At 64.9% G+C, this 23,913-nt stretch carries 23 protein-coding genes; 19 read left to right on the top strand and 4 right to left on the bottom strand.

Annotation, left to right across the window (positions count from 1 at the left end; translation table 11 throughout):
• Window positions 1-111 precede the first annotated feature (111 nt).
• A complete protein-coding gene (locus CDV44_RS21420; RefSeq protein ID WP_087690334.1) occupies window positions 112-1,572 on the top strand; it encodes an aldehyde dehydrogenase in 1,461 nt (486 codons plus the stop codon).
• A gap of 109 nt (window positions 1,573-1,681) precedes the next feature.
• Entirely contained in the window at window positions 1,682-3,067 is a 1,386-nt protein-coding gene (locus CDV44_RS21415) for an MFS transporter (protein ID WP_249277643.1), read from the top strand.
• A 15-nt stretch (window positions 3,068-3,082) separates the two neighbouring features.
• On the opposite strand, the gene CDV44_RS21410 is transcribed toward CDV44_RS21415, so the two are convergent.
• The 4 genes from CDV44_RS21410 to CDV44_RS21395 form a co-directional block, all read right to left on the bottom strand.
• Window positions 3,083-4,048: a hypothetical protein gene (locus CDV44_RS21410; protein WP_087690332.1), complete on the bottom strand. Its 966-nt coding sequence runs from the start codon at window positions 4,046-4,048 to the stop codon at window positions 3,083-3,085.
• A 232-nt stretch (window positions 4,049-4,280) separates the two neighbouring features.
• Window positions 4,281-5,225 (bottom strand): PDR/VanB family oxidoreductase, encoded by a 945-nt coding sequence (locus tag CDV44_RS21405; protein ID WP_087690330.1) that lies wholly within the window; start codon window positions 5,223-5,225, stop codon window positions 4,281-4,283.
• Window positions 5,222-6,280: an aromatic ring-hydroxylating dioxygenase subunit alpha gene (locus CDV44_RS21400; RefSeq protein WP_087690328.1), complete on the bottom strand. Its 1,059-nt coding sequence runs from the start codon at window positions 6,278-6,280 to the stop codon at window positions 5,222-5,224. Before CDV44_RS21400 ends, CDV44_RS21405 begins: the two co-directional genes overlap by 4 nt.
• 93 nt (window positions 6,281-6,373) lie before the next feature.
• Entirely contained in the window at window positions 6,374-7,042 is a 669-nt protein-coding gene (locus CDV44_RS21395) for a GntR family transcriptional regulator (protein WP_087690326.1), read from the bottom strand.
• A 214-nt stretch (window positions 7,043-7,256) separates the two neighbouring features.
• Here CDV44_RS21395 and CDV44_RS21390 point away from each other — a divergent pair, with 214 nt between their 5' ends.
• The 17 genes from CDV44_RS21390 to slmA all read left to right on the top strand — a co-directional run bounded on the left by CDV44_RS21390 (window position 7,257) and on the right by slmA (window position 23,550).
• Window positions 7,257-8,099 carry a gallate dioxygenase gene (locus tag CDV44_RS21390; RefSeq protein WP_087690324.1) on the top strand — a complete coding sequence of 281 codons (843 nt, stop codon included), beginning with the start codon at window positions 7,257-7,259 and terminating at the stop codon, window positions 8,097-8,099.
• Entirely contained in the window at window positions 8,096-8,455 is a 360-nt protein-coding gene (locus CDV44_RS21385; RefSeq protein WP_087690323.1) for a protocatechuate 3,4-dioxygenase, read from the top strand. Before CDV44_RS21390 ends, CDV44_RS21385 begins: the two co-directional genes overlap by 4 nt.
• Window positions 8,456-8,468: 13 nt before the next feature.
• Window positions 8,469-9,809, top strand: a complete 1,341-nt coding sequence (locus tag CDV44_RS21380; protein ID WP_087690321.1) for a LysR family transcriptional regulator — start codon at window positions 8,469-8,471, stop codon at window positions 9,807-9,809.
• 395 nt (window positions 9,810-10,204) lie between these two features.
• Entirely contained in the window at window positions 10,205-11,401 is a 1,197-nt protein-coding gene (locus CDV44_RS21375; protein WP_087690319.1) for an ABC transporter substrate-binding protein, read from the top strand.
• Between the two features lie 109 nt (window positions 11,402-11,510).
• A complete protein-coding gene (locus CDV44_RS21370; RefSeq protein WP_087690317.1) occupies window positions 11,511-12,383 on the top strand; it encodes a branched-chain amino acid ABC transporter permease in 873 nt (290 codons plus the stop codon).
• Window positions 12,384-12,396: 13 nt separating this feature from the next.
• Window positions 12,397-13,446 carry a branched-chain amino acid ABC transporter permease gene (locus CDV44_RS21365; RefSeq protein ID WP_087690316.1) on the top strand — a complete coding sequence of 350 codons (1,050 nt, stop codon included), beginning with the start codon at window positions 12,397-12,399 and terminating at the stop codon, window positions 13,444-13,446.
• Window positions 13,443-14,192, top strand: a complete 750-nt coding sequence (locus CDV44_RS21360; protein ID WP_087690314.1) for an ABC transporter ATP-binding protein — start codon at window positions 13,443-13,445, stop codon at window positions 14,190-14,192. The genes CDV44_RS21365 and CDV44_RS21360 overlap by 4 nt, the downstream gene beginning before the upstream one ends.
• Window positions 14,185-14,895 carry an ABC transporter ATP-binding protein gene (locus CDV44_RS21355; protein WP_058376844.1) on the top strand — a complete coding sequence of 237 codons (711 nt, stop codon included), beginning with the start codon at window positions 14,185-14,187 and terminating at the stop codon, window positions 14,893-14,895. The genes CDV44_RS21360 and CDV44_RS21355 overlap by 8 nt, the downstream gene beginning before the upstream one ends.
• A 50-nt stretch (window positions 14,896-14,945) precedes the next feature.
• Window positions 14,946-15,701: a PIG-L deacetylase family protein gene (locus CDV44_RS21350; protein WP_087690313.1), complete on the top strand. Its 756-nt coding sequence runs from the start codon at window positions 14,946-14,948 to the stop codon at window positions 15,699-15,701.
• The gene (locus tag CDV44_RS21345) at window positions 15,698-16,411 is read left to right on the top strand and encodes a 4-carboxy-4-hydroxy-2-oxoadipate aldolase/oxaloacetate decarboxylase (RefSeq protein ID WP_170936061.1); all 714 of its coding nucleotides are present in this window, start codon (window positions 15,698-15,700) and stop codon (window positions 16,409-16,411) included. The genes CDV44_RS21350 and CDV44_RS21345 overlap by 4 nt, the downstream gene beginning before the upstream one ends.
• A gap of 2 nt (window positions 16,412-16,413) precedes the next feature.
• Window positions 16,414-17,562 (top strand): 4-oxalomesaconate tautomerase, encoded by a 1,149-nt coding sequence (locus CDV44_RS21340; protein WP_087690311.1) that lies wholly within the window; start codon window positions 16,414-16,416, stop codon window positions 17,560-17,562.
• The gene (locus CDV44_RS21335; RefSeq protein ID WP_087690309.1) at window positions 17,559-18,329 is read left to right on the top strand and encodes an alpha/beta fold hydrolase; all 771 of its coding nucleotides are present in this window, start codon (window positions 17,559-17,561) and stop codon (window positions 18,327-18,329) included. Before CDV44_RS21340 ends, CDV44_RS21335 begins: the two co-directional genes overlap by 4 nt.
• A complete protein-coding gene (locus CDV44_RS21330; protein ID WP_249277642.1) occupies window positions 18,326-18,796 on the top strand; it encodes a nuclear transport factor 2 family protein in 471 nt (156 codons plus the stop codon). The genes CDV44_RS21335 and CDV44_RS21330 overlap by 4 nt, the downstream gene beginning before the upstream one ends.
• Before the next feature lie 202 nt (window positions 18,797-18,998).
• Window positions 18,999-20,045: a porin gene (locus CDV44_RS21325; RefSeq protein WP_170936079.1), complete on the top strand. Its 1,047-nt coding sequence runs from the start codon at window positions 18,999-19,001 to the stop codon at window positions 20,043-20,045.
• 426 nt (window positions 20,046-20,471) lie between these two features.
• Window positions 20,472-21,872, top strand: coding sequence for an MFS transporter (locus CDV44_RS21320; protein ID WP_249277641.1), 1,401 nt, complete (start codon window positions 20,472-20,474; stop codon window positions 21,870-21,872).
• 192 nt (window positions 21,873-22,064) lie between these two features.
• Window positions 22,065-22,883 carry a pyrimidine 5'-nucleotidase gene (locus CDV44_RS21315; RefSeq protein WP_170936060.1) on the top strand — a complete coding sequence of 273 codons (819 nt, stop codon included), beginning with the start codon at window positions 22,065-22,067 and terminating at the stop codon, window positions 22,881-22,883.
• A 10-nt stretch (window positions 22,884-22,893) separates the two neighbouring features.
• The gene (gene slmA, locus CDV44_RS21310) at window positions 22,894-23,550 is read left to right on the top strand and encodes a nucleoid occlusion factor SlmA (protein WP_058376852.1); all 657 of its coding nucleotides are present in this window, start codon (window positions 22,894-22,896) and stop codon (window positions 23,548-23,550) included.
• Window positions 23,551-23,913: the final 363 nt, after the last annotated feature.

Below are 23,913 nucleotides of genomic sequence, written 5' to 3'. Positions count from 1 at the left end.
CCGATACCGATACCGATGCCGTGTGCGGTCTCGTGCAACACACCTGCCCACGCCCACCTGTGACGACGCATTCGCTGCGTCCTGCGAATTCAGCAAAACAAGGAGACATGTATGCAAACCCCTCAGACGCTCACCATGCTGATCGGCGGCCAGCGCGTTGCCGCGAGCAACGGCGCAACGTTCGAACGACGTAACCCGCTCGATGGCGAAGTCGCCTCGCGCGCCCCGGCAGCAACGATCGACGATGCGCGCGCCGCCGTGCGTGCCGCGTGGGCCGCATTCCCGGCATGGTCGAAGACGGGCCCGAGCGAGCGCCGCGCACTGCTGATGAAGGCAGCCGATCGACTCGAAGCGAAGGTCGAACAGTTTCAGGCCGCGATGGCGGCGGAGACGGGCGCCTCCGGGCTGTGGGCCGGCTTCAACGTGCATCTGGCAGCGCAGGGCTTGCGCGAAGCCGCTTCGATGACGACGCAAATTGCTGGCGAAGTGATTCCGTCGGACGTACCCGGCAGTCTCGCCATGGGCATGCGACAGGCCGCAGGCGTGGTGCTTGGCATCGCCCCGTGGAATGCCCCGGTCATTCTTGGCGTACGCGCGCTGGCGTTGCCGCTCGCATGCGGCAATACGGTCGTGTTCAAAGGTTCCGAGTTGTGCCCGGCCACGCACGGATTGATCGCCGATGCACTGGAAGAAGCCGGCTTGCCGCCGGGTGTCGTGAACTTCGTGACGAACGCGCCGCAGGACGCGGGCGCGATTGTCGACGCCCTGATTGCCGAGCCTGCCGTGCGCCGCGTGAACTTCACGGGCTCGACACGCGTGGGCCGCATCATTGCGACGCGCTGTGCCGAACACATCAAACCGGCCGTGCTGGAGTTGGGTGGCAAAGCGCCGTGTCTGGTGCTCGACGATGCCGATCTCGAGGCCGCCGTGAATGGCGTGGCTTTCGGCGCATTCGCCAACTCGGGACAGATCTGCATGTCGACCGAGCGCATCGTCGTGGCCGAGACCATCGCCGATGCCTTCACCGAAAAGCTGGCGGCCAAGGCGCGCGCGCTGCCGCTGGGTGACCCGCGCAACGGCCCCGTGGTACTCGGCTCGGTCATCGACATGGCTACCGTCGAGCGCTGCAACGCGCTGATCGACGACGCACTGGCGAAAGGCGCAACGCTGCTTTGCGGTGGTCGCGCCGAGACGACCCTGATGCCCGCGACGTTGCTCGATCACGTCACCCCCGACATGAAGATCTACAGCGAAGAATCGTTCGGCCCGGTCAAGGGCATCGTGCGTGTGCAAGACGACGAAGCGGCGATTGCCTGCGCCAACGACAACGCTTACGGCCTCTCGTCGGCAGTGTTCAGCCGCGATATTGCGCGTGCGATGCAGGTTGCCGCCCGCATCGAATCCGGCATTTGCCATATCAACGGCCCCACGGTGCACGACGAAGCGCAGATGCCGTTTGGCGGCGTGAAGGCGAGCGGCTGGGGACGCTTCGGCGGCAAGGCCGGTATCCACGAGTTCACCGATCTGCGCTGGGTGACGGTGCAGACGACACCGCGTCACTATCCGTTCTAAGTCATACGGCCGGACCAGCGCGGTCATTCAGTTCCCGTCAGTTTCGTAATGCAAGACCACCATACCGCCGCAGCCGGGAGACCGGAACAGACGGCCGGAGGAGACAACCGTGTCACAACCTTATGAGACCGCCCCGGCGGGCGGCGGCAACCCGATGGCGGAGTCGCCGCGCAATGACGCTGCGCCAGGTGCCGCGCCCAGTGCAACATCAAGCGCCCCGAAAGGCGCAGCGGCGGGCTATGGCCGGGTCGTGGCAGCAAGCTGCTTCGGCACGGCCATCGAGTGGTACGACTTTTTCGTCTACGGGTTTCTCGCACCCATCGTCTTCGACCGGTTGTTCTTCCCGCAGCTCGATCCGATGGCGGGGATGATCGCGGTGTTCGCCACGTTTGCCGTCGGCTTTGTCGCGCGGCCTATCGGCGGCATCGTGTTCGGACACTTCGGCGATCGCATCGGACGCAAATCGATCCTGCTCTTCACGCTGATTCTCATGGGCGTGGCGACCACGCTCATCGGCCTGCTGCCGACCTACGACATGATCGGCATGTGGGCGCCGATCATGCTCGTGACGCTGCGGTTCGTGCAGGGTTTCGCGCTGGGCGGCGAATCGGTCGGCGGTTTGCTGATGACGGTCGAGGGGGCGCCGGCACATCTGCGCGGCCTGTTCGGCGGACTGATTCAGGCGGCGGGGCCGACGTCGATCGTGGGCGCGTCGCTCGCGATCGTTCTGATCACGCGGCTGCCTGAAGACGATCTGCTCAGTTGGGGCTGGCGTATCCCGTTCCTCGTGAGCCTGTTGCTGGTCGCACTCGGTACGTATGTGCGCCTGAAGGTCGAAGAGTCGCCGACCTTCAAAGCGGTGGAAAAGCATCGCGAGATCGCCAAGGTGCCCGTCGTCGAAGTGCTCACGCACTACTGGCGCCCGACGCTCGTCACGTTCTTCATCTGTCTGGCCGAGACGAGCTTCTTCTATCTCGTGGCGATTTTCTCGCTGTCGTATGGCACCAAGACGCTTGGCTTGCCACGCGGCATGATGGCTGACGGCGTGCTCTACGCGAACATTCTGGCGATGCTCACGATTCCGGCATTCGGCATGCTCTCCGACAAGCTGGGGCGACGCCCGATGTTCCTGATGGGGCTGGCGGCGACGGCAATCTTCATCTACCCGTTCTTTCTGATGATGGGCAGCAAGGAGACCGCACTGGTCGTGATGGCGATCGTGATCGGCGCCGGGGTGATCCACCCGATGATGTTCGGCCCGGAAGGCAGTTTCTTCTCGGAGTTGTTCGATACCCGTGTGCGCTTCTCGGGCGTGTCGCTGGGCAAGCAGATCGGTACGGTGCTGGGTGGAGGGCTCGCCCCGATGATCGCGGCGAGCCTGCTGGCGTGGAGCCACGGCCAGATCTGGCCGGTGATCGTGTACTTCCTCGTGCTGGCCGCCATGGCCTTGGTCTCGACGTTCCTCGTGCGGGAAACCAGGAACCGCACGCTGTGAGGGTGTGGCAGGCGCTCAGCTCAGGTAGCTGATCCGAGTGTCGCGATTCGCACAGCGCGCAAGGTGCTGGGATATGGGCAGCGGGTCGCGACGGCCGTATTCACGCAACTGAAAGTTCTCGGTCCGGATACGGCGCAAGATGTGCTCTCGAAACGCCGTCTCCGACTTGTCGCTCTCGGCCGGCGGTGCGTCGAGCAGACCCATCGAGACGAGATGGAAATCCGAGATGGCGTTGACCGGCGGCGTGGTGCCCAGATCGGCCAGCCGGTTCAGTTCCTTGGCGACTTTGTACAGCCGGGCGTCCATCAAGTTGTTGCGGTGTAGCGCCAGCGAGGGGTAGGGCGCCGGAATCGCACTTCCGAGTTGAAATGACTGATCGAATTGCAGGGCGTCGAGCGAGCCGATCATGAGCGTCGGGTCGCTTGTCATCAGCGATATCAATCCTGTTTCGTGGCAGAAATGACCCAGATCGAACAACTGGCCGTAGCCCAGATGGGCCATCTTTTTCTCCAGCAACTGACCCAACTCGAAGCACGGCATGGCTGACTTTGCCGGGCAGCCGTTCACGGCGGGCAGGATCGTATAAAGGGTCTTGAACGCGACGTCGTGCACGGCTCTGCGGATGTCGTGAACACAGTCGGGCACGCTTGCCGTTCGCCATTTCCCGGCGCACCCGTCGATCAGGTCGTCGCCTTTGCGCGTGGAGACGGGGGGCTCGTGATGCACCGGTGGCGAGAGCGGCACGAGCTTGGTCAGGACCGGCGTGAACGCGCCGGATCTGCCGTGTTCGGCCGGGCGGCCGTCCAGTCGCCGCACGCCTTCGTCATCGCGGCGAACTCGCTGCACAGCCACGAGTGAGTCGTTGCCCAAGCGGTCGACGGCGGGCGGGGCAAGCACCGGCAGTTGTACAAGCGCGGGCAAAGGCCCGGCGGCGAGACCGGCCGAGGCGTTGAAGGAGGCGTTGTGGGATAGCGCGAACATGATGGGAATAACCTCTCGGAGATGGTGAGACACAAGGGCGTGCGCCGGTCAGGCACCGCATGCGTTGCGAACGCGGTGACAAGCGCAAGCCATCGTAGAAGTGTCTCGCTCAGGAGGGTTTTCGGTTCGTGCGTGTGGCGTTGGGAAAGCGACCGGCCGCACGGCAAACAAAACGCCCTGCTCGCAAAGCGAAGCAGGGCGTTCACGTCACCATTCGGTGAATCGGATCGTGCTACAGATCCAGCACGAGCATTGTCGATTTGCTGCGCGAACAGCAGGGCAGCATCTGATCGTTGGCGGCGCGCTCTTCATCGGTCAGATAGACGTCGCGATGATCGGGGGTGCCGTCGATCACGCGCGTGAGACACGTGCCGCAAACCCCTTGCTCGCACGACATCTGGATCTCAACACCTTGTGCCGCGAGTGCCGCCACGATGGTCTCGTCCGCCTTCACATCGATCACGCGACCCGTCGAATGCAGCTTGACCTGAAACGCTGTGTCGCTCGCGCCGTCGGTCGCTGCCGGTGCTGCAAAGTACTCGCGATGCACATTGCCCTCGGGCCATTGCGCGGCTTCCGCACGCGAGAGCACGGCATCGATGAAACCGGCTGGTCCACACACGTACAGATGCTTGCCGCCCGACGGTTGCGCAAGAATCGCGTCGAGGTCGGCGCGAGCCCCCTCGCTGTCGTGATAGACGCGCGTGTTCCCTGCGAGATCCGTCTGCGCGAAGCGTTCGCCGAACGCCGTACGGGCGGGCTCACGCGTGCAGTAGTGCACTTCGAACGAGGCCCCTGCCGCCGCCAATGTCTCTGCCATCGCCAGAATCGGCGTCACGCCGATGCCCCCGGCGAGCAGAATGCTGTGCTTCGCCGTGTCCACCAGCGGGAAGTGATTGCGCGGCTCGCTGATCTCCAGTTCGACACCGGCCGACAGCGCGTGCATGCCGGTCGAGCCACCGCGCGACGCCGGGTCGCGCAACACGCCGAGGCGATAACGCTCGGTGTCCCCGGGCGCATTGCACAGCGAGTATTGGCGTACGAGTCCGCCCGGCAGATGCACGTCGATGTGCGCGCCGGCGGTGAAGCCCGGCAGCGGGCTGCCGTCGAGACTCACCAGATCGAAGGCGCAGATATCGGTTGCGACGTCCTGCTTGTTCGCCAGCCTGACTTTCATGCCGCGTGCTCCGTGTCTTGCGTTGCACCTGCGCGCTCGGCATCGATCAGTCGATCGAGCACCTTGCGCGATTGGACGCCACCGGCGTCGATGTTGAGCTTGAGAATCTTCTTCTCCGGATACGCCGACAGGTTGCGCTGCTGCGCTTCGAGCACGTCCTGGTCTTCAGCGAAGATACCGCCTTGGCCGCGCTTGATCGCCGCGGTCAGCTCGGCGTCTTCCGGCTTGAAGTTGCGTGCCATGCCCCAGAAGTACCAGATCGACTCGTCGGTCTCGGGCGTGATGAAGTCCACCACGATGCTGCCGGCCTTCTTGTCGGCAGGAGCGTTGTAACCGCCATGGCCTGCATGCGCGACACCCACTTCGATCATCACGTGGCTCGGCGGCGTGAAGCGGCAGATCTGCCAGCGATCGCACGGCACCTGATCGTCCAGACCGTTCGCACGCAGCGCGCTCGCCCAGAACGGCGGCGCCTTGATGCTCTCCATGTGACGCGCCGTCACCACGCTGTCACCTTCCGTAACCGTCTTCGGCGGCGCTTCTTCGATTTCTTCCTGCCCGATGCTGCTCGCATGCACGTACGTTTCGTGCGTGAGATCCATCAGGTTGTCGATCATCAGGCGGTAATCGCACTTGATGTGATACAGGCCGCCGCCATAGGCCCACTGGTCGCTCACGGCCCATTCCAGATGCGGAATTTCGTCCGCGTTGGCGAGCGCGGCATCGCCCGGCCACACCCACACGAAGCCATAGCGCTCCACGCACGGGAACGCACGCGTCTTCGGAAAACCGCCGACCCGCTGGCCGACCATCTTGGTGCACTTGCCACCGCCGTCGACCGTCAGGCCGTGATAGCCGCACACCAACTGGCCGTCCTTGACGAAGCCCAGCGACAACGCCGCGCCACGATGCGGGCAGAAGTCTTCCAGCGCGGCCACCTTACCGTCGCCGTCGCGGAAGAACACCATCGGCTCGTTGCAGACCTTGCGGCCCAGCGGCTTCTCGGCGAATTCGTCCGGCGTGCAGGCCACATACCAAGTGTTTTTGAGGAACATGATCGTTTGTCTCCTTGGCGCGTCTGGGGACGGCGCGCTCTTGTTTCGATAGGGAATGAGGAAAAGGTCGGCGGGCGCGCGGGGTCGAAACCCTCAGAGCAACTGCGCCCCCATGCTGTGTTCTTGCGTGACGATGTGCTCGCGGCACATGAATTCGGCACGGTCGGGCTGACGCGCGGCAATCGCCTCGACGATGGCGTGATGCTGGCGATGGGCGTACGCGATGATGTCCGCGTACTGACGGCGATCTTCGTGCCCGAACGCGACCGTGCGGGGCGCGACGAACGGCACCAGATTGCAGCGCGCGATAAAGCCTTCGAGCAGCGGATTCCGGGCTCCCGTCACGAGCAGATCGTGAAAGCGCGCGTTGAGCGACGCGTAGCCGATCTGCACTTCCGGCGTCATGGTGTGATCGGCCAGCAACGCATCACCTTCGGCGAGCAGGTCGCGCAGTTGCTTGAGCAACTCGGCGCTCGCGCCCTTTTCCGCGAGCAAGCGGGCGGCATACCCTTCGAGCGCGCCGCGCAGATGCAACGCTTCCACGCTCTCGTCCCGGGTGTGGGCACGCACGGCGTAACCGCGCTGTCCGGCGCGTACGACCAACCCTTCCTCTGCGAGCACCGGCAGCGCCTGCCGGATGGGCATGCGCGAGACCCCAAGCTGCTCGGCGAGCTTGGCTTCGGCCAGACGTTCGCCCGGGGCGAGCTCGCCCTTGAGAATCATCTCGCGCAATTGAACGGTGGTCGGCGTGGGGTGCAGCATGCGTTTCCTTTGGGTCGCTGGAGGGCATTGCCGGTCACGAATACTCCGGCCTTTTTTCATTATGGGATCCCGTAAATCCAAATCGCATCAGTAGATACCCTGCTTTATGCAAATATGGGATCCCGTATAGACTCGGCCCTGCATAAATGCGGGTGGTGACATGCATGCCATGACGCCATCCGGCATCACAAGACAAAAGAGACGGAGACTTATCGTGGCAAAGATCATTGGGGGGATTGGCACGTCGCACGTGCCGACCATCGGCGTGGCGTACGACAAGGGCAAGCAGCAGGATCCCGCGTGGGCGCCGCTGTTTCAGGGCTATGAGCCTGTGGCGAAATGGCTGGCCGAGAAGCAGGCTGACGTGCTCGTGTTTTTCTACAACGATCACGCCACGACGTTCTTCTTCGACATGTATCCGACGTTCGCGCTGGGCGTGGGCGAGTCGTTCCCGATTGCCGACGAAGGCGCGGGGCTGCGCCCGCTGCCGCCGATTCGTGGCGACGTGGCGTTGCAGGCGCACATTGCCGAGTCGCTCGTGAACGACGAGTTCGACCTCACCGTGTTTCAGGACAAGCCGATCGATCACGGTTGCGCTTCGCCGCTGCCGCTGCTCTGGCCGCACAAGCCGGACTGGCCGGGCACGGTCGTGCCGATTGCCATCAACGTGTTGCAGTACCCGCTGCCGACCGGCCGCCGCTGCTACCGGCTGGGGCAAGCGGTGCGCCGCGCGATCGAGTCGTATCCGGAGGACTTGCGCGTCGTGGTCGTGGGCACGGGCGGCCTCTCGCACCAGATTCACGGCGAGCGCACTGGCTACAACGACGAAGCATGGGATCGCGAATTCCTCGAATTGCTTGAGCACGAACCCGAGACGCTGGCCGAACTCAAGCACGTGGACTACGTGCGTCGCGGCGGTGCCGAGAGTGTCGAACAGATCATGTGGCTGTCGATGCGCGGTGCCCTCGGCCCGAACATCAAGCGTCTGCATCTGAACTACTACCTGGCGACCACCACGGCGATGACCGTCGCGCTCTACGAGGAGGAAGCCGCATGAATCCGCAACTCGAAGGTATCGAATCGATCACCGGCACTTACGCGTTCGATTTGCGCGTGAGCAACCGCACGCTGCACCTGAATCGCTTTTTCTGGCACATGATCCGCGCCGAGAACCGCGAAACGTTTCTGAACGATCCGGCCGCCGCGATGACCGCAGCCGGCCTGTCGGCCGAGGAACAGGCGCTGGTGCAAGCGCAGGACTGGCTCGGCCTCGTGCGCCACGGCGTGAACTTCTTCGTGCTGGAGAAGTTTGCTCGCGTGGTGCGCAAGACGAATCTGGAGGTGTACGCGATCATGCGCGGCGAGTCGCTCGACGACTTCATGGCAACGCGGCGCGTGCCGACGATGCGCTGAGCGAGCCCCTTGCATGTCGATCGACACCGTCATCAGTCTCACCAACGCTCCCCCGACGTCGAGCCTTGCCTGTCACGAGCGCGGCACCTGGAGCCGCGCGCCGCAGAACAACGACGCCTCGCTGCTATGCCGCAAGTTGCGTGGTTTGCGCGCGATGGTCGCCGTCCTCGAATGCGACTCCGTCGCGCGGGCGGCGCGCATGTTGCATCTGTCGCAGTCGGCGGTGGCGCGCTCGATCTCTGATATCGAAGCGGAGCTGGGCTTCCCGTTGTTTCATCGCAGCGGGCGCGGCCTGATTCCGAACGCGGCGGGTCAGCGTCTCGGCGTACGGGCGACGCGTGCACTGGCGGAATTGGCCAACGGCTATCGCGAGGCCTTTGCCGCCACGGCGTCACAGGCGGACGGCGGGGCGCGTGCGGCGAGCCGCTTTGCGGCGGTGGTGGCGCCCCAGCAACTCACGAGCTTCATCGCAGTGGCAGAACTGGGGAGCGGCCCGCTGGCGGCGACCCGTCTGCAATGTTCGCAGCCGACCATTCAACGCAATCTCGATCAGCTTGAAGACCTCATCGGCATCAAGCTGTTCCGGCGCACGCCGCGCGGCACGCGACTGACCGACGAGGCACAGGCATTGCTCGGCCCGGTCAAGCGCGCACTCGCGGAGCTGGCGATTGCGGAAGACGAACTCGCGCCATTCGGCGGGCGTCAGCAGGGCACGGTGATCGTCGCCGCGCTGCCGCTGTCGAGCGGCTTTCTGTTGCCGAAGGCCATCGACAGCCTGCTGCACAAGTCGCCGTATCTCACGGTGACCGTCGTCGACGGCACGTACGAGGCGCTGGTGCGCCAACTGCGACAGGCCGACGTCGACATGATCGTCGGCGCGTTGCGGGCGAACGACGTGCCGGCCGACATCCGGCAGGAAGCGTTGTTCGAAGATCACCTGTCGGTGGTCGCGCGGGCCGATCACCCGTGTCTGACGATGGGGCGTGAGCCGACGCTCGCGGAACTGGCGCAGTACGGCTGGGTGAGCCCGCTGCCGTGCACCCCTGCGCGCGGCGTGTTCGAACGCGTTTTTCGCGCAGAAGGACTCGCGCTGCCGCAGACGCAAGTGCATGCGAGCAGTTCGCCGGTGGTGCGCGGGTTGCTGCTGTCGAGCGACCGGCTGGCGTTGCTCTCGCCGGTGCAGATTACGTCCGAGTTGCGTACGGGCGAACTCGCGGTGGTGCCGGTCACGCTTCAGCATGCGCGTCGCGCCATCGGTCTCGCGACGCGCCGTGACGGTCTGTTGTCGCCTGCCGCAGAGCAATTACTCGACGAACTTCGGGCACTCGCCCCGACGGTGCAGCACCCGAACTGACCCCGTGCGGCACCCCCGCACGACTCCCTCCGCGAGCGCGGCGAAATTCGCCGGAATCGCCATGACTTGCATGTCGCGCGACGCGCTCGCGCGAGTGCACTCTCCCGTTTCGGCACCGTGACGACGCCTCCCCGCACAGCCTTGTACGGCGGGCGTTCCACGGGTGGTGCTGCGCGTGTCCCGCAGCGCGAAATTGCGTGCGTCGAAATCGTTCCATAACGTAGGGGAAATCTCGGGGATATACGAAAAACGCAACGCTGGACTCGGGAGTTTCATTCGACGTCACCTTTTCGGCTGCCTAAGCTGTTCCGGACATCATCGAAAAGGCCCGCCTCCCCGGCGCGGACCTCAACAAAAAACGGAGCGGCGCGCGACGCCGACGAGGAGACGACACCATGATGAAGCGCCACTTGTGGCTCGCTGTGGCACTTGCGAGCGTTTGCCAGTTCACCTCCATGGCCGCACGCGCCGACGACATCAAGATCGGCGTGCTGGGCCTGTTCTCCGGTTCCGCCTCATGGTGGGGCACCGAGTACCGTCGCGGTATCAACCTGTGGATGGAGCAGAACAAGAACAAGGTCGGTGACGACACGCTCGTGATTCTGGAGCGCGACGAAGGCGGCGTGAATCCGCAACGCACGCGTCAGCTCGCCCAGGAACTCGTGGTGCGCGATCAGGTGCAGTACCTGTTCGGCGGCTCGTTCACGCCGAACGTGCTGGCGATGGCCGACGTGGCCAACCAGACCAAGACGCCGCTCGTAATCGGCAACTCGGGCACGTCGAGCGTGACGCTCAAGTCGCCGTACTTCGTGCGCACCGGCTTTACGCAATGGACCGTGAGCGTGCCGCTGGTCGAATACGCCGCGAGCAAGGGCATCAAGAACGCCGCCATCGTGGTGGCCGACTTCGCAACGGGCTACGACGCGATCGACGCCTATTCGGAAACCTTCAAGAAAGCCGGCGGCAAGATCAGCGTCGAAGTGAAGGTGCCGCTGGGCACGACGGACTTCTCGAGCTACCTGCAACGCGTGCGCGATGCCAAGCCCGAAGCCGTCTTCATGTTCATGCCGGTGGGCCCGATGTCGGCCGGCTTCGTGAAAGCCTTCAAGGAGCGCGAGCTCGACAAGGCCGGTATTCAGCTCTTCGCGACGACTGAGACGATGGAGTCGGACCTGCCGGCCATCGGCGACAGCGCACTGGGCACGATCACCGCACTGCACTACTCGCCGTACCTGACGTCGCCGGAAAACACGACGTTCGTGAAGGCCTACAAGGCCAAGTACGGTTCGGGCGCGCTGCCGTCGATTGCCTCGGTGTCGGCGTACGACTCGATGACGCTCATCGCCCAGATGATCAAGGCCACCAAGGGCAAGAAGGACGCCGACAAGGCCATCGCCGCCGTGAAGGGCTACGCCTGGACGAGCGCACGCGGGCCGGTGTCGATCGACCCGAAGACGCGCGAAATCATCCAGAACGTGTACATCCGTCGCGTAGAGACCATCGACGGCAAGCTTGGCAACAAGCCCATCGAGACGTTCAAGTCGGTGGTCGAGCCGTGGCATCTGAGCCACCCGCAAGTGGCGGCCAAGTAATCCACGCATTCGATGCGATCGATGCGGTCAACGTCATCGATGTGATTGATGCGATTGATGTAACAGCGAGCGCCCACGCGCTCGCTCCCCCCGCCCCCGGTACTTCCTCATGACGCAATCGCTTGCCACTTTCCTGTCGTTGTCGATCGACGGTGTGGCTTACGGGATGCTGCTGTTTCTCATCTCCGTAGGTCTCACGGTCACGCTCGGCGTGATGCGCGTTGTCAACCTCGCGCATTCCGCCTTCGCCATGATCGGCGGTTATTTCACTCTGTGGGCCATGCAGCACGCCGGGCTCGATTTCTTCGTCGCGCTGCTCGTCGGCGTGGCCGGCACGATGGCGCTCGGCGCCGTGCTGGAGCGCACGCTGTACCGCTGGGTCTACACGGCCAATGGTCTCGGGCAATTGCTCATGACGATCGGGCTCGCGTTCATCATCTGCGCCATCGCCAAGCATCTCGCCGGGACGGAACTGCAAACCATTCCGGTGCCGCAGGGACTGCGCGGCACGTGGGATCTGGGCGGTTTTTCGGTGTCGATTTATCGCATCTTCGCGCTGGTGTGCAGTGCCGTCGTGGCGCTTGGCATCTGGTGGGGGCTGGAGCGCACGCCGTTCGGCGCCAAGCTTCGCGCGGCGGTCGACAACCCGCGCATGGCGCGCTGCGTCGGCATCGACGTGCCGCTCGTGTTCTCGATCACGTTTGCGATCGGCTGCGGCCTGTCGGGTCTCGGCGGGGCGTTGTCCAGCCAGATTCTGCCGCTGGAGCCGTACTACGGGCTGAAGTATCTGGTGCTCGTGCTGATCGTGGTGGCCGCCGGTGGTCTGGGCAGCCTGCGTGGCTCGCTGTACGCCGGTCTGCTGCTCGGTCTCATCGATACGCTGGGGCGCTACTACGTGCCTGCGCTCGGCGCTTTCATGATCTATCTGGCCGTGCTGGCCATTCTGCTGATCCGCCCGCAAGGGCTGGTCGGGCGCGCGTGAGCGGAGGGTGACGATGCAAAACACGAATCCCTCCCAACTGTCGGCGGCCGGTGTGGCGCAGGTGGCCCCGGCGCTGCGCCGCAAGCGGCTTGGCGTGCTCGACGCCGTGCTGCTCGTCGCGGCCGTGGCGACGTACTTCTTTGCCGATCTGTATCTCGCGCTCGCCACGAGCGTGGTGATCATGATCATCTTCGCGCTCTCGCTCGATCTCGTGCAGGGCTACTGCGGTATCGAAACGCTCGGTCATGCGGCGTTCTTCGGCAGCGGCGCGTACGCCGCTGGTCTGTTTGCGCTGCACGTCTCGCCGAACCCGCTGCTGGGTCTGGTGGCTGGTGCGCTCGTCGCGGCGGTGGTCGGGTTGATTACGGGCATCGTGGTGCTGCGCGTGAGCGGCCTCACACAGATCATGCTCACGCTCGCGTGCGCCACGCTGCTGTATGAGGCGGGCAACATCGCCAAGTCGATCACGATGGGCGACGACGGTCTGACCGGCTACACCATTGCCCCGGTGCTCGGCCTGTTCGAGTTCGATATCTACGGCCACACGGCGTACGTCTATGCGCTGGTGGTGCTGGTGGTGGTCTTTCTGTTCACGCAGTTTCTCGTCAACTCGCCGTTCGGTCTGACGGTGCAGGGCATTCGCGAGAACGCCATGCGCATGTCGCTGCTGGGCGTTCGTGTGGGCTTTCGCCGCCTGATGCTGTACACGATCGCCGCTGCGGTGGCCGGTGTGGCCGGTGCGCTCTCCGCGCAGGTCAACAACATCGTGGCGCTCGACACGCTGTCGTTCACGCTGTCGGCCAACGTGCTGGTGATGCTGGCGCTGGGCGGCACCGGACGCCTCTACGGCGCGGTACTCGGTGCCGTGGTGTTCATGGTGCTGTCCGACCGTATTGCCGCCATCGATCCGACCAACTGGCTGGCCGCGTTGGGCGTGCTGCTGATCGTGGTGGTGCGCTTCGCGCCGGACGGCCTCATCGGTGTGGTGGATCGCTTCGCGCTGCGTGCGCGCCGCCGTCATGCGCCCGCCAATGCGAGCGCAGACAAGGAGGTGACGCTGTGAGCGCCGCACTCGAAATTCAAGGGCTGTCGAAGCGCTTCGGTCAGCTCGACGTGACCCGCAATGTGACGCTCTCGCTGCAAGCCGGTGCACGTCACGCGCTGATCGGCCCGAACGGTGCCGGCAAGAGCACGTTGATGAACCTGCTTACCGGCGTGCTCAAGCCCAACTCGGGGGTGGTGCGCGTGGGCGGCACCGACGTCACGTCGATGCCCTCGCACAAGCGCGTGAAGCTCGGGCTGGCGCGCACGTTCCAACTGAACACGTTGTTCAACACGCTGACCGTGGCCGAGAACGTCGGCCTTGCGCTCACTTCGCGCCGTGGGCTCGACGGCCGCATCGGCAAGCCGCTCGCGAATCGCCCCGCTGTGGTGGAAGAAGCGGCGGAGCGTCTGCGTGCGCTCGGCATGCTCGATCTCGCTGGCCGCCGCATCGACGAGCTCGCCTACGGCCAGCGCCGTCAGGTGGAGATCGCGCTGGGGCTGGCACTCGACCCGAAGGTGTTGCTGCTCGACGAACCTGTCGCAGGTGTGCCGTCGGGGCAGGGCCGCAAGTTGTTCGACCTGCTCGAACGTTTGCCTGAAGACGTGGCGGTGATGGTCATCGAACACGACATGGATCTGGTCTTCCGTTTTGCGCGCCGTATCACCGTGTTGGTGGAAGGCGCCGTGCTGATGGAAGGCGAAAAAGAAGAAGTGCGCCGCGACCCGCGTGTGCGCGACATTTATCTGGGGCGTCGCCATGACTGACATCCTGCTCGAAGCTGGTGGCCTGAGCGCGGGCTATGGCGAGACCATCGTGCTCGAAGACCTGAGCTTGCGGCTTGCCGCCGGCGAAGCCATCGCCATTCTTGGCCGCAACGGTGTGGGCAAGAGCACGTTGTTGCTCAGCCTGCTCGGGCTGACCACGCGCCACGGCGGCGTGATTCGCTATCTCGAGAACGACATCTCGCATTGGCCTGCCTACAAACGGGCGCGCGCCGGTCTCGCACTGGTGCCGCAGGAGCGCGAGATCTTCAAGTCGCTCTCCGTCGAAGAGAACCTGCAAGTCTCGGCCATGGGTGAGGCGTGGACGCTGGAGCGCGTGTACGACCTGTTTCCGCGGCTGGCCGAGCGACGCCGCAATCTGGGCAACCAACTCTCGGGCGGCGAGCAGCAGATGCTCGCCATCGGCCGTGCGCTGATCGGCAACCCCCGCGTGGTGCTGTTCGACGAACCCTTCGAAGGGCTCGCGCCGGTGATCGTCGACCAACTCGTCGACGCGTTCTGGAAGCTGCGTGCCGACGGTGGCATGGGCGTCGTGCTGGTGGAGCAACACGCCGAACTGGGGCTGGAGTTGACCGACCGCGCGCTCGTGCTCGACCGGGGCCGCGAGGTCTGGGCAGGGCGCAGCAGTGAACTCGCAGCGTCGCCGGAATTGCTCGGTGCGCTCGTTGGGCTGGAAAGCGTTTGATCGCCTGTGGATGGCACGACGCATCACGCATCACGTATTGACGGAACATCATGACGACATCACAGAACACAAATACGACGGCGCTCTCCGGCCTCGTCGTCAGCGCCCACTCGGCAGACTTCGTCTGGCGCGCCGCAGGCACCATCGCCACGCACGTGGCGCAGGGCTATCGCATGAAGGTCGTCTGCCTCTCGTTCGGCGAGCGCGGCGAGTCGGCCAAGCTCTGGCGCAAGGGTGCCGAGATGACCGAAGCCAAGGTCAAGGCGGCACGCCGTGACGAAGCGCAACGCGCGGCCGACATTCTCGGTGCGGAAATCGAGTTTCTCGATATCGGCGACTACCCGATGCGCGTGTCCGACGAGACGCTGTTCCGTCTCGTGGATATCTATCGCGAGTTGCAGCCGTCGTTCGTGCTGAGCCACTCGGAGAAAGACCCGTACAACTTCGACCACCCGCTCGCGATGCACGTGACGCAGGAAGCCCGCGTGATCGCGCAGGCCGAAGGTCACAAGCCGGGCGAAAAAGTGATTGGCGCCCCGGCGGTGCTGGCGTTCGAGCCGCACCAGACCGAGCAGTGCGAATGGATTCCCAACACGTTTGTCGACATCACGCCGGTGTGGGAAACGAAGCGCGCGGCCATCGAGTGCATGGCCGGTCAGGAACACCTGTGGGATTACTACACGCGCGTCGCCCTGCAACGCGGCGTGCAGGCCAAGCGCAACATCGGCATCACGGCCACGCGCGACATCAAATATGCAGAAGGGCTCATGCGTCTGACGCCCGTCGTTACGGAGCAACTGTCATGATTCGCGGCGTCGTCGTTCGTCAGATTCCCCGCGTCGATGCGGCCACCCTCGACATTCTGCGCAGCGCTGGCAGTGCCACCGTGCACGAGGCGCAGAGCCGTCTCGGCCTGATGGCCACCTACTTGCGCCCGATTTACGCCGGTGCCGCCGTGGCCGGTAGCGCGGTGACCGTGCTGGCACCGCCGTCGGACAACTGGATGCTGCACGTCGCCGTCGAACAGGCACAGCCCGGCGACATCGTCGTGGTCGGCGTGACCTCGCCGTGCGACGACGGTTACTTCGGCGATCTGCTCGCCACGTCGATGAAAGCACGCGGCGTCGCAGGCCTCGTCATCGATGCCGGTTGCCGTGACATCGCCACGCTGACGGAAATGAAATTCCCGGTCTGGTCGAAAGCCATCTCCTCGCAAGGCACGGTCAAAGAAACGCTCGGCTCCGTGAACGTGCCGGTGGTGTGCGCGAATCAGATCGTGCATCCGGGCGACGTGATCGTGGCCGACGACGACGGTGTAACGGTCGTGCCGTACGCCACGGCGCAAGCGGTCGCGAAGGCCGCTGCGGCGCGCGGTGCCGACGAAGCGTACAAGCGCGGGGTGCTCGCGGGCGGCACGCTGGGTCTGGACTATTACAAGATGCGCGAACGTCTGGCCGCGAAGGGCCTGCGCTACGTCGACTCGCTCGACGAGCTCGACGCGTCGAAAGGCAACTGACGATGACTGTGGGCGAACTCGTGAAGCCATTGCACCTGCACTCGCAAACGCGTATCGACGCAGCGGTCATCCGCGGCGGCACGTCGAAGGGACTGTACTTTCTCGCCGACGATCTGCCCGCCGATGCGGCAACCCGCGACGCCGTGCTGCTCGCCGCGATGGGGTCGCCCGACGCGCGCCAGATCGACGGCATGGGCGGCGCGGACCCGCTCACGAGCAAGGTGGCGATTGTCTCGCGCGCGACGCGTGACGATGCCGACGTCGATTACCTGTTTGCCCAAGTCGTCGTGGACGAAGCCCGCGTCGACTACGGGCAGAACTGCGGCAACCTGCTCGCCGGGGTCGGGCCGTTCGCGATCGAGCGGGGGCTCGTGGCGACAACGGGCGACGTGACGAACGTCGGCATTCATATGGTCAACACGGGGCAGGTAGCGCTCGCGACTGTGCAGACGCCCGCCGACGCCGTGAAGTACGACGGTGACGTGGCCATCGACGGCGTGCCCGGCACGGCTGCGCCGATTCCACTGATGTTCCGCGATACCGCCGGTTCGACCTGTGGCGCGCTGTTCCCGACGGGGCAACGTCAGGATGTCGTCGACGGTGTGGCCGTGACCTGCATCGACAACGGCATGCCGCTCGTGTTGATGCGCGCGGCAGATCTGGGCTGCACCGGCGCGGAGTCGTGCGAACAGTTGGAAGCGAGCGCGGAATTTCAGCCGCTGCGCGAGAAGATCGAAGCGATTCGTCTCGCCATCGGCCCGCGCATGAACCTTGGCGACGTGCGCTCGCGTACGGTGCCAAAAATGTGTCTCGTGGCACCGCCGCAAGCGGGCGGTGCGCTGCTCACGCGTTGTTTCATTCCGCATCGGTGCCACTCGTCGATCGGCGTGCTGGCGGCGGTCAGTGTGGCGACGGCCGCGGCGTTGCCGGGCACCGTCTGTCACGAGATGGCAGTGGTGCCCGATGACGCTGCGCCGCTGTTGTCGATTGAACATCCGACCGGTGAGTTCACCGTGCGTCTGACGCTCGCATGCAATGACGCCGGTGAGAGCGAAGTGACGGGCGCCGGGCTGCTGCGCACCGCGCGCTGGCTCTTCGACGGTCAGGTGTGCATACCGCGTAGCGTCTGGGCGCAGGGAGGGAAGCCATGAGCACCGAACGTCCCCCGTTGCTCATGCTTCCCGGCTTGCTCTGCGATCAGGTGGCGTGGGCCGCTACGGCCGCGCTGCTGCCGGAATACGACTGCCGCGTGCCTGCATGGGGCGCACTCGACACCATCGAGGCCATGGCGCGCCACGTGCTCGCGACGGTGACTGAGCCGCGCTTCGCCGTTGCCGGGCATTCGATGGGCGGGCGTATCGCGCTGGAAGTGGTGCGGCTCGCACCGGCACGCGTCACGCATCTCGCCCTGCTCGACACGGGCTATCAGGCACTGCCCGAAGGGGAGGCCGCCGAGAAGGAGCGCGCAGGCCGCGCCGCGTTGCTGGCGCGCTCGCGTGAAGCGGGCATGCGCGCGATGGGGCAGGTGTGGGCCACCGGCATGGTGCATCCCGACCAGATCGGCACGCCGCTATTCGACGCGATTCTCGACATGATCGAGCGCAGTCATCCCGACCAGTTCGCCGCACAGATTCATGCGCTGCTGGGCCGCCCGGACGCCACGCCGCAACTCGCCGGCATTCATTGCCCGACGCTGGTCCTGTGCGGCCGGCAAGACACGTGGAGCCCGCTCGCCCGCCACGAAATCATGGCCGGGATGATGCCGCACGCCACGTTGTGCGTGATCGAAGAGAGCGGCCACATGAGCCCGATGGAGCGCCCGCAAGCCGTTGCCGCTGCGCTGCGCGCATGGCTCGCGACGGCGCCTTCTGATCCCGATTTCAATTCCGATTCCGATAGCACGGCACGACTCGCATGAGCGCTCAAGACACGACACACGCGATTGACCAGAACACCCTCGACGCCATGCTCGCCAAGCAGGCGTGTCAGGACCTCGTGATGCGTTTTGCCGCGTGCAACGACCGGCGCGATCCGCAAGGACTCGCAGCGCTCTTCACGGAGAAAGGCGTGCTGGTGCGTCCGGGCAGCGACCCATTGGTCGGGCAGGCAGCGATCGCGGCGGCGTATGCCGAGCGTCCTGCCGAACGGCTCACGCGGCACCTCGTCGGCAACGTGCTGATCGATGTGAAGTCGGCCACTGGTGCCATCGGCAGCAGCACCGTGCTGCTGTGGAGCGGGTCGACGCAAGACGTGGCGGGGCCGTTCGGGCGTCCCGCACAGGGCCGGCAGGTGATGGGCGAATTCGAAGACACATTTGTCAAGACGGCTCAGGGTTGGCGCATCGCGAGACGCGAGGCGCGCTTCACCTTCGTGCGTGAAGCGTGAGGGGTCACGCAACACGTTGCGCGTAACACGTAACGCGCGATTCACGATTTGGCAGTTTGCAGTCTGGAGGTAGCAGGGCAAAAGAAGTCAAAAGGCGGGCCGGCGTCATTGCCACCAGTCCGACGTTTGGCGTGGGGTAGTAGTGCATTCATAAAATTAGGGGACAGAAGTGAAATTGAAATACGCATTGGCCGCAGGCCTGATGCTGGGTGCAGGCCTGGCACAAGCACAAAGCAACGTCACGTTGTACGGGATCATCGATACCGGCATCGCCTATTACAACAACGCTGCCGGTGGTGGCAGCTTCGTCGGTGAACCGACGCTGACCGGCAAGGTGCCGTCGCGCTTCGGCTTCAAGGGTGTGGAAGATCTGGGCGGCGGTCTCAAGGCCGTCTTCACGTTGGAAAACGGCTTCCAGCCGGGCACGGGCGGCCTGAACTACGGCGGGCGTCTGTTCGGCCGTCAGGCCAACGTCGGTCTGTCGGGCGCGTGGGGTACGTTCCTCATCGGCCGTCAGAACAACATGACGTTCTACGTGACCGGCAACGCCGACGTGATCGGACCGTCGATCTTCTCGCTCGCGAGTATCGACCCGTACATCGCCAACGCGCGCAGCGACAGCGCCGTGGGTTACATGGGCAAGTTCTACGGCGTGACGCTGGGCGCGACGTACAGCTTCGGGCGCGATGGTTCGGCCGCCGGTGGTCCGTCGGCCACGAACTGCGCGGGTAACGTGGCGGGCAACTATCAGGCATGTAAGCAATTCACCGGCCTGATCGGTTACGACTACGAGAACTTCGGTATCTCGGCATCGTACGACCAGATGCGCGGCAACACGGGCGCCGCAGCGCCGCTGACGAGCTCGCAATACACCGACTCGCACGCCGTGATCAATGCGTACTACAAGTGGTCGTCGGGCCGCGTGGGCGGTGGCTGGATTCACCGCAACGTGAGCGCCGATGCCGCATCGCTCAGCTCGGACATCTACTTCCTCGGCTTCACGTATCTGCCGACGATCACGTGGGCGTTCGATGCACAGGCAATCCGTTACCAACTGAAGAGCCGTGCCAACGCGACCATGCTGATCGGCCGCGCTACGTACTCGCTGTCCAAGCGTACGTCGCTGTACGGCATGGCCGGCTGGGTAGCGAACAGCCAGAAGGGTGTCGTGGCGATCGCCGCCGGTGGCTCGGTGGTCACGGGTGCAAACCAGTTCGGCACGATGCTGGGTATCCAGCACACGTTCTGATCGCGCTGACTCGTTGCGTCGTTGCATCGCTGATCCGCTGACGCGAACTTTGCTTCGCGTTTGCCGGACGGCGATACCGATACGCGGCGCCGCGCGCGTGAATTCGTCCGGGGGGGCGATTCACATGCCGTTCGGCGCCGCGTCACTCCCTCCTGCTGCGGCATACGACGTGGTGGCGGTGCCGCGCACCACGAGAGAGTGATCCGGCAGACGTCGCGTGGCCGTACCGTGTGCAGCCGTACATTCCCCGAGCTGCACCTTCGCGCGCGATCTTCCTGCCCGGCCCGGGTGGTTCAGTCAACCGTTCCCCGGGCCGTCCATTTTTCCCCCGTCAGTGTCGGCGACGGTGGGGTTTGCGCCGCGGATATCGCGCCCTTGCGACCGTGCCCCGCCGCGCTCTCGTTTTGCATTTCCGGTAACCTGCGCATGTCCCAAAGCGTGACCCAACCCATGCCACCTTCCACGCCGCTGGCCGATGGACTGAGCGCCCGCGCCCGGCGCATCGCCGTGCCTTCCATCTTGCTCGGCACCTTTCTGGGCAATCTCGACGCGTCCATTGCCAACGTTGCGCTGCCGACCATCGCGCGCGATCTGGTGGCCGACCCGGCGTCGACGGTGTGGGTCGTCAACGCCTATCAACTGATTTTCGCCATGGCCGTGTTGCCGCTCGCTGCACTGGGCGAGAAGCTCGGCTACCGGCGTGTGTTCTTGTTCGGCGTGGCTGGTTTTACTGTGGCATCGCTCGGCTGCGCGCTCGCACCGAATCTCGCGTGGCTGGTGGCGGCGCGGGTCGTGCAGGGTTTGTGCGGTGCGTGCATGTCGACCATCGTGCCCGCGCTGTTGCGGATGGTGTTTCCGCCGAACATGGGTGGCCGCGCGATCTCGTTACTGGCGTTGACCGTCGCGCTCTCGACGGCGGCAGGCCCCAGTGTCGCGGCTGTGATTTTGTCGCTGGCCGACTGGCGCTGGCTGTTCGCCATCAACCTGCCGATCGGTGTGGCCGCTTTCGTCGCCTCGTCGCGTTTTCTGCCTGCGACACCGGGGGCCGAGCGGCGGCTCGACGTGCCGGGTGCGCTGCTCAATGCGGTGGCCTTGGCGCTCATCATCATCGGGTTAGGGCATGTGGGTGAGGCCGGGCACCATGGCGTGGCGGCGTTGCAGATCGTGCTCGGGCTGGTGGCCGCCGTGATTCTTGTGCGTCATCAGCGCACGCAGACGTCGCCGCTGCTGCCGCTGGATCTGATGCGCGTGCCGGTGCTCGCGTTGTCGTCGCTCACGTCGATCGCCTGTTATATGGCGCAGACGCTCGCGTACGTCGGCATGCCGTTTCTGTTGCAGCATGCGTTCGCGCGCGGTGAGGCGGTGACGGGGTTGCTGATCACGCCTTGGCCGCTGGTGATCGTGTTTGTCGCACCGCTCGCGGGCCGCTGGTCTGACCGCTTCGACAGCGCTCGCATGAGCGCGCTGGGGCTGGCGGTGTTTGCCGTGGGGCTGGCGTCGCTCGCGTGGTTGCCGGCGGACGCTTCGAACTGGGGCATCGCCGCACGCATGGCAGTGTGCGGTATCGGCTTCGGGTTCTTCCAGACGCCCAACAATCGCATCATCATGATGGGCGCACCGCGTGAGCGCAGCGGCGCGGCCAGCGGGCTGATGACGATTGCCCGCACGGTCGGCATGACGCTGGGGGCCGCACTCGTCGCGTTGCTCTTCGACGTGTATGGCGATGCCGGCGCGCATGCGGCGATGGTGGCAGCGACGGTGCTGGCGGCGGTGGGTGGTGCGGTGAGTCAGCTGCGAGTGAGAGCGAAGGCCAGCGCCAAGGCATAAGCGACGGTCGCGATGGTCGCGACGTGCGCTGCACAAGGGTTCCGGCTTCTGACCCTGCTTCCGTTCCTGGTGCCGTCCCCGCTACCGTCCTCGTAAGGCTGGCTGAGTCGATTTGTCAAAGCGGGCCTTGCGCGATAGCATCGTGCCTTTCCGTGGTTTCGCTGCGGTGCCCGCCGGGCACTGCGCGCCCCAATGCCGGTGTCTCCAGTGTCTCCTTCTCACGTACTGAGCCGACGCCGCCGGGCGAACCGCGCCCGCAGCGAACATGGCGGACGCGGCCCGGTCTGGCTGTTCGATCTCGACAACACCCTGCATCGCGCATCGCACGCGATCTTTCCGCGTATTAACCGCGCGATGACGGCGTATATCGTCGAAAAGCTGGGCTTGCCGCACGACGAGGCGAATCGCCTGCGGTTTTCCTATACGCAACGATACGGCGCGGTGCTGCTTGGACTCATCAAGCATCACGCCATCGATCCGCACGACTTTCTGGCGCGGGTGCACGAGCTGCCGCCGCTGGCCGAGGTGCTGCGCGCCGAACGAGGGCTCGGCCGGCTGCTCGCGGGGTTGCCCGGACGCAAGATTCTGCTGACCAATGCCCCCGCGGCTTACGCGATGGCGATCGTCGACGCGTTGGGCATTCGCCGGCATTTCGAGCGCTGCGTGAGCATCGAAGACATGGCCGACCGGCATGCATGGCGAGCCAAACCGGACGCGATCATGCTGCGCCGGTTGCTGGCGCGGGAAGACCTCGCGCCGCACCGGACGTGGCTGGTCGAAGACACGCGCTCGCATCTGAAGCACCTGCGGCATTTCGGCATCGGCACCGTATGGATTACGGGGCATCTGCCGACGAGAAACAGCCACGGCGACGTGATGCCGCGCAGTGGGCGCCCACACTATGTGGATATCAAAGTACAATCTCTGCGCGAGTTACGGGCGCGCCTTGCGACCGGGGCCGGCGCGAGACGCATCGCCCGGGCCGCCCGACAATCAAATCCCTACCGATAACGACCAGACGATGCAGCAGGAAAACTCTTCGAGCGGAGCCGGTTACGGCACCGCCGATGCGCTGGAGGCCGCCCCCGCGCCGGTGAAGACCACTCGCCCCAAACCGGGCGAGCGCCGTGTGCAGGTTCTGCAAACCCTCGCGGCCATGCTCGAGACGCCCAAGGGCGAGAAGATCACCACGGCCGCGCTCGCCGCGCGCCTGGATGTCTCGGAAGCGGCACTCTATCGCCACTTCGCGAGCAAGGCGCAGATGTTCGAAGGGCTCATCGAGTTCATCGAACAGACCATTTTTGGTCTGATCAATCAGATCTCCGCACAGGATCAGGACGGCGTGACGCAAGCGCGCGCCATCGTGCTGATGCTGCTCGGTTTCGCCGAGAAGAACCCGGGCATGACCCGCGTGCTCACGGGCGAAGCGCTGGTAGGCGAGCATGAGCGTCTGCAAGAGCGCATGAACCAACTGCTCGACCGCATCGAGGCGTCGCTGCGCCAGGTGCTGCGTCTGGCGTCCGCACAGGGCACGCTGCCGGAAACGTTCGATGCGAACTCGCGAGCCAACCTGCTGGTGTCTTACGTGCTGGGCCGCTGGCACCGTTTCGCCAAGAGCGGCTTCAAGCGCACGCCGACCGAAGGCGCCGACCCGCAAGTGACGGCGCTGCTGCGCTAAGCGGTATCCGTGGGCGAACGACACCGTTCGCCCATGTGAGCGCTGCCGGTCCCTGACGTTCGCCCTCATGTATGGGGCATGTATGTGTCGGGCGTGTCCGGCGGTGCTCAGCGTCGATTACGCAGATTACGTTATACTTTTGCAACTCGTGATGAGCCGCTGCCATGCAGACGGTATTGTTACGATGACTGGCGCGCCGATTTGGTGACTCGATTGCGGGCGCGCGAGTGGCTTTGACAGGGGGTTGCTCCGTCGACGGCACTCAATACAAATGCGGCTAAAGAGGTCGTTCGCGCACCCCGCCCGTTTTTCGTCGACCTTTTTCCCCGCAAAGAACGCCTAAGAAACGCTGCCGTTGTTACG

Origin of the sequence: Pandoraea sp. PE-S2R-1, assembly GCF_002179865.1 — a bacterium.
Lineage (GTDB): Bacteria > Pseudomonadota > Gammaproteobacteria > Burkholderiales > Burkholderiaceae > Pandoraea.
The sequence above is the reverse complement of the archived record's forward strand: the minus strand, read 5'-3'. Positions and strand labels throughout refer to the sequence as shown.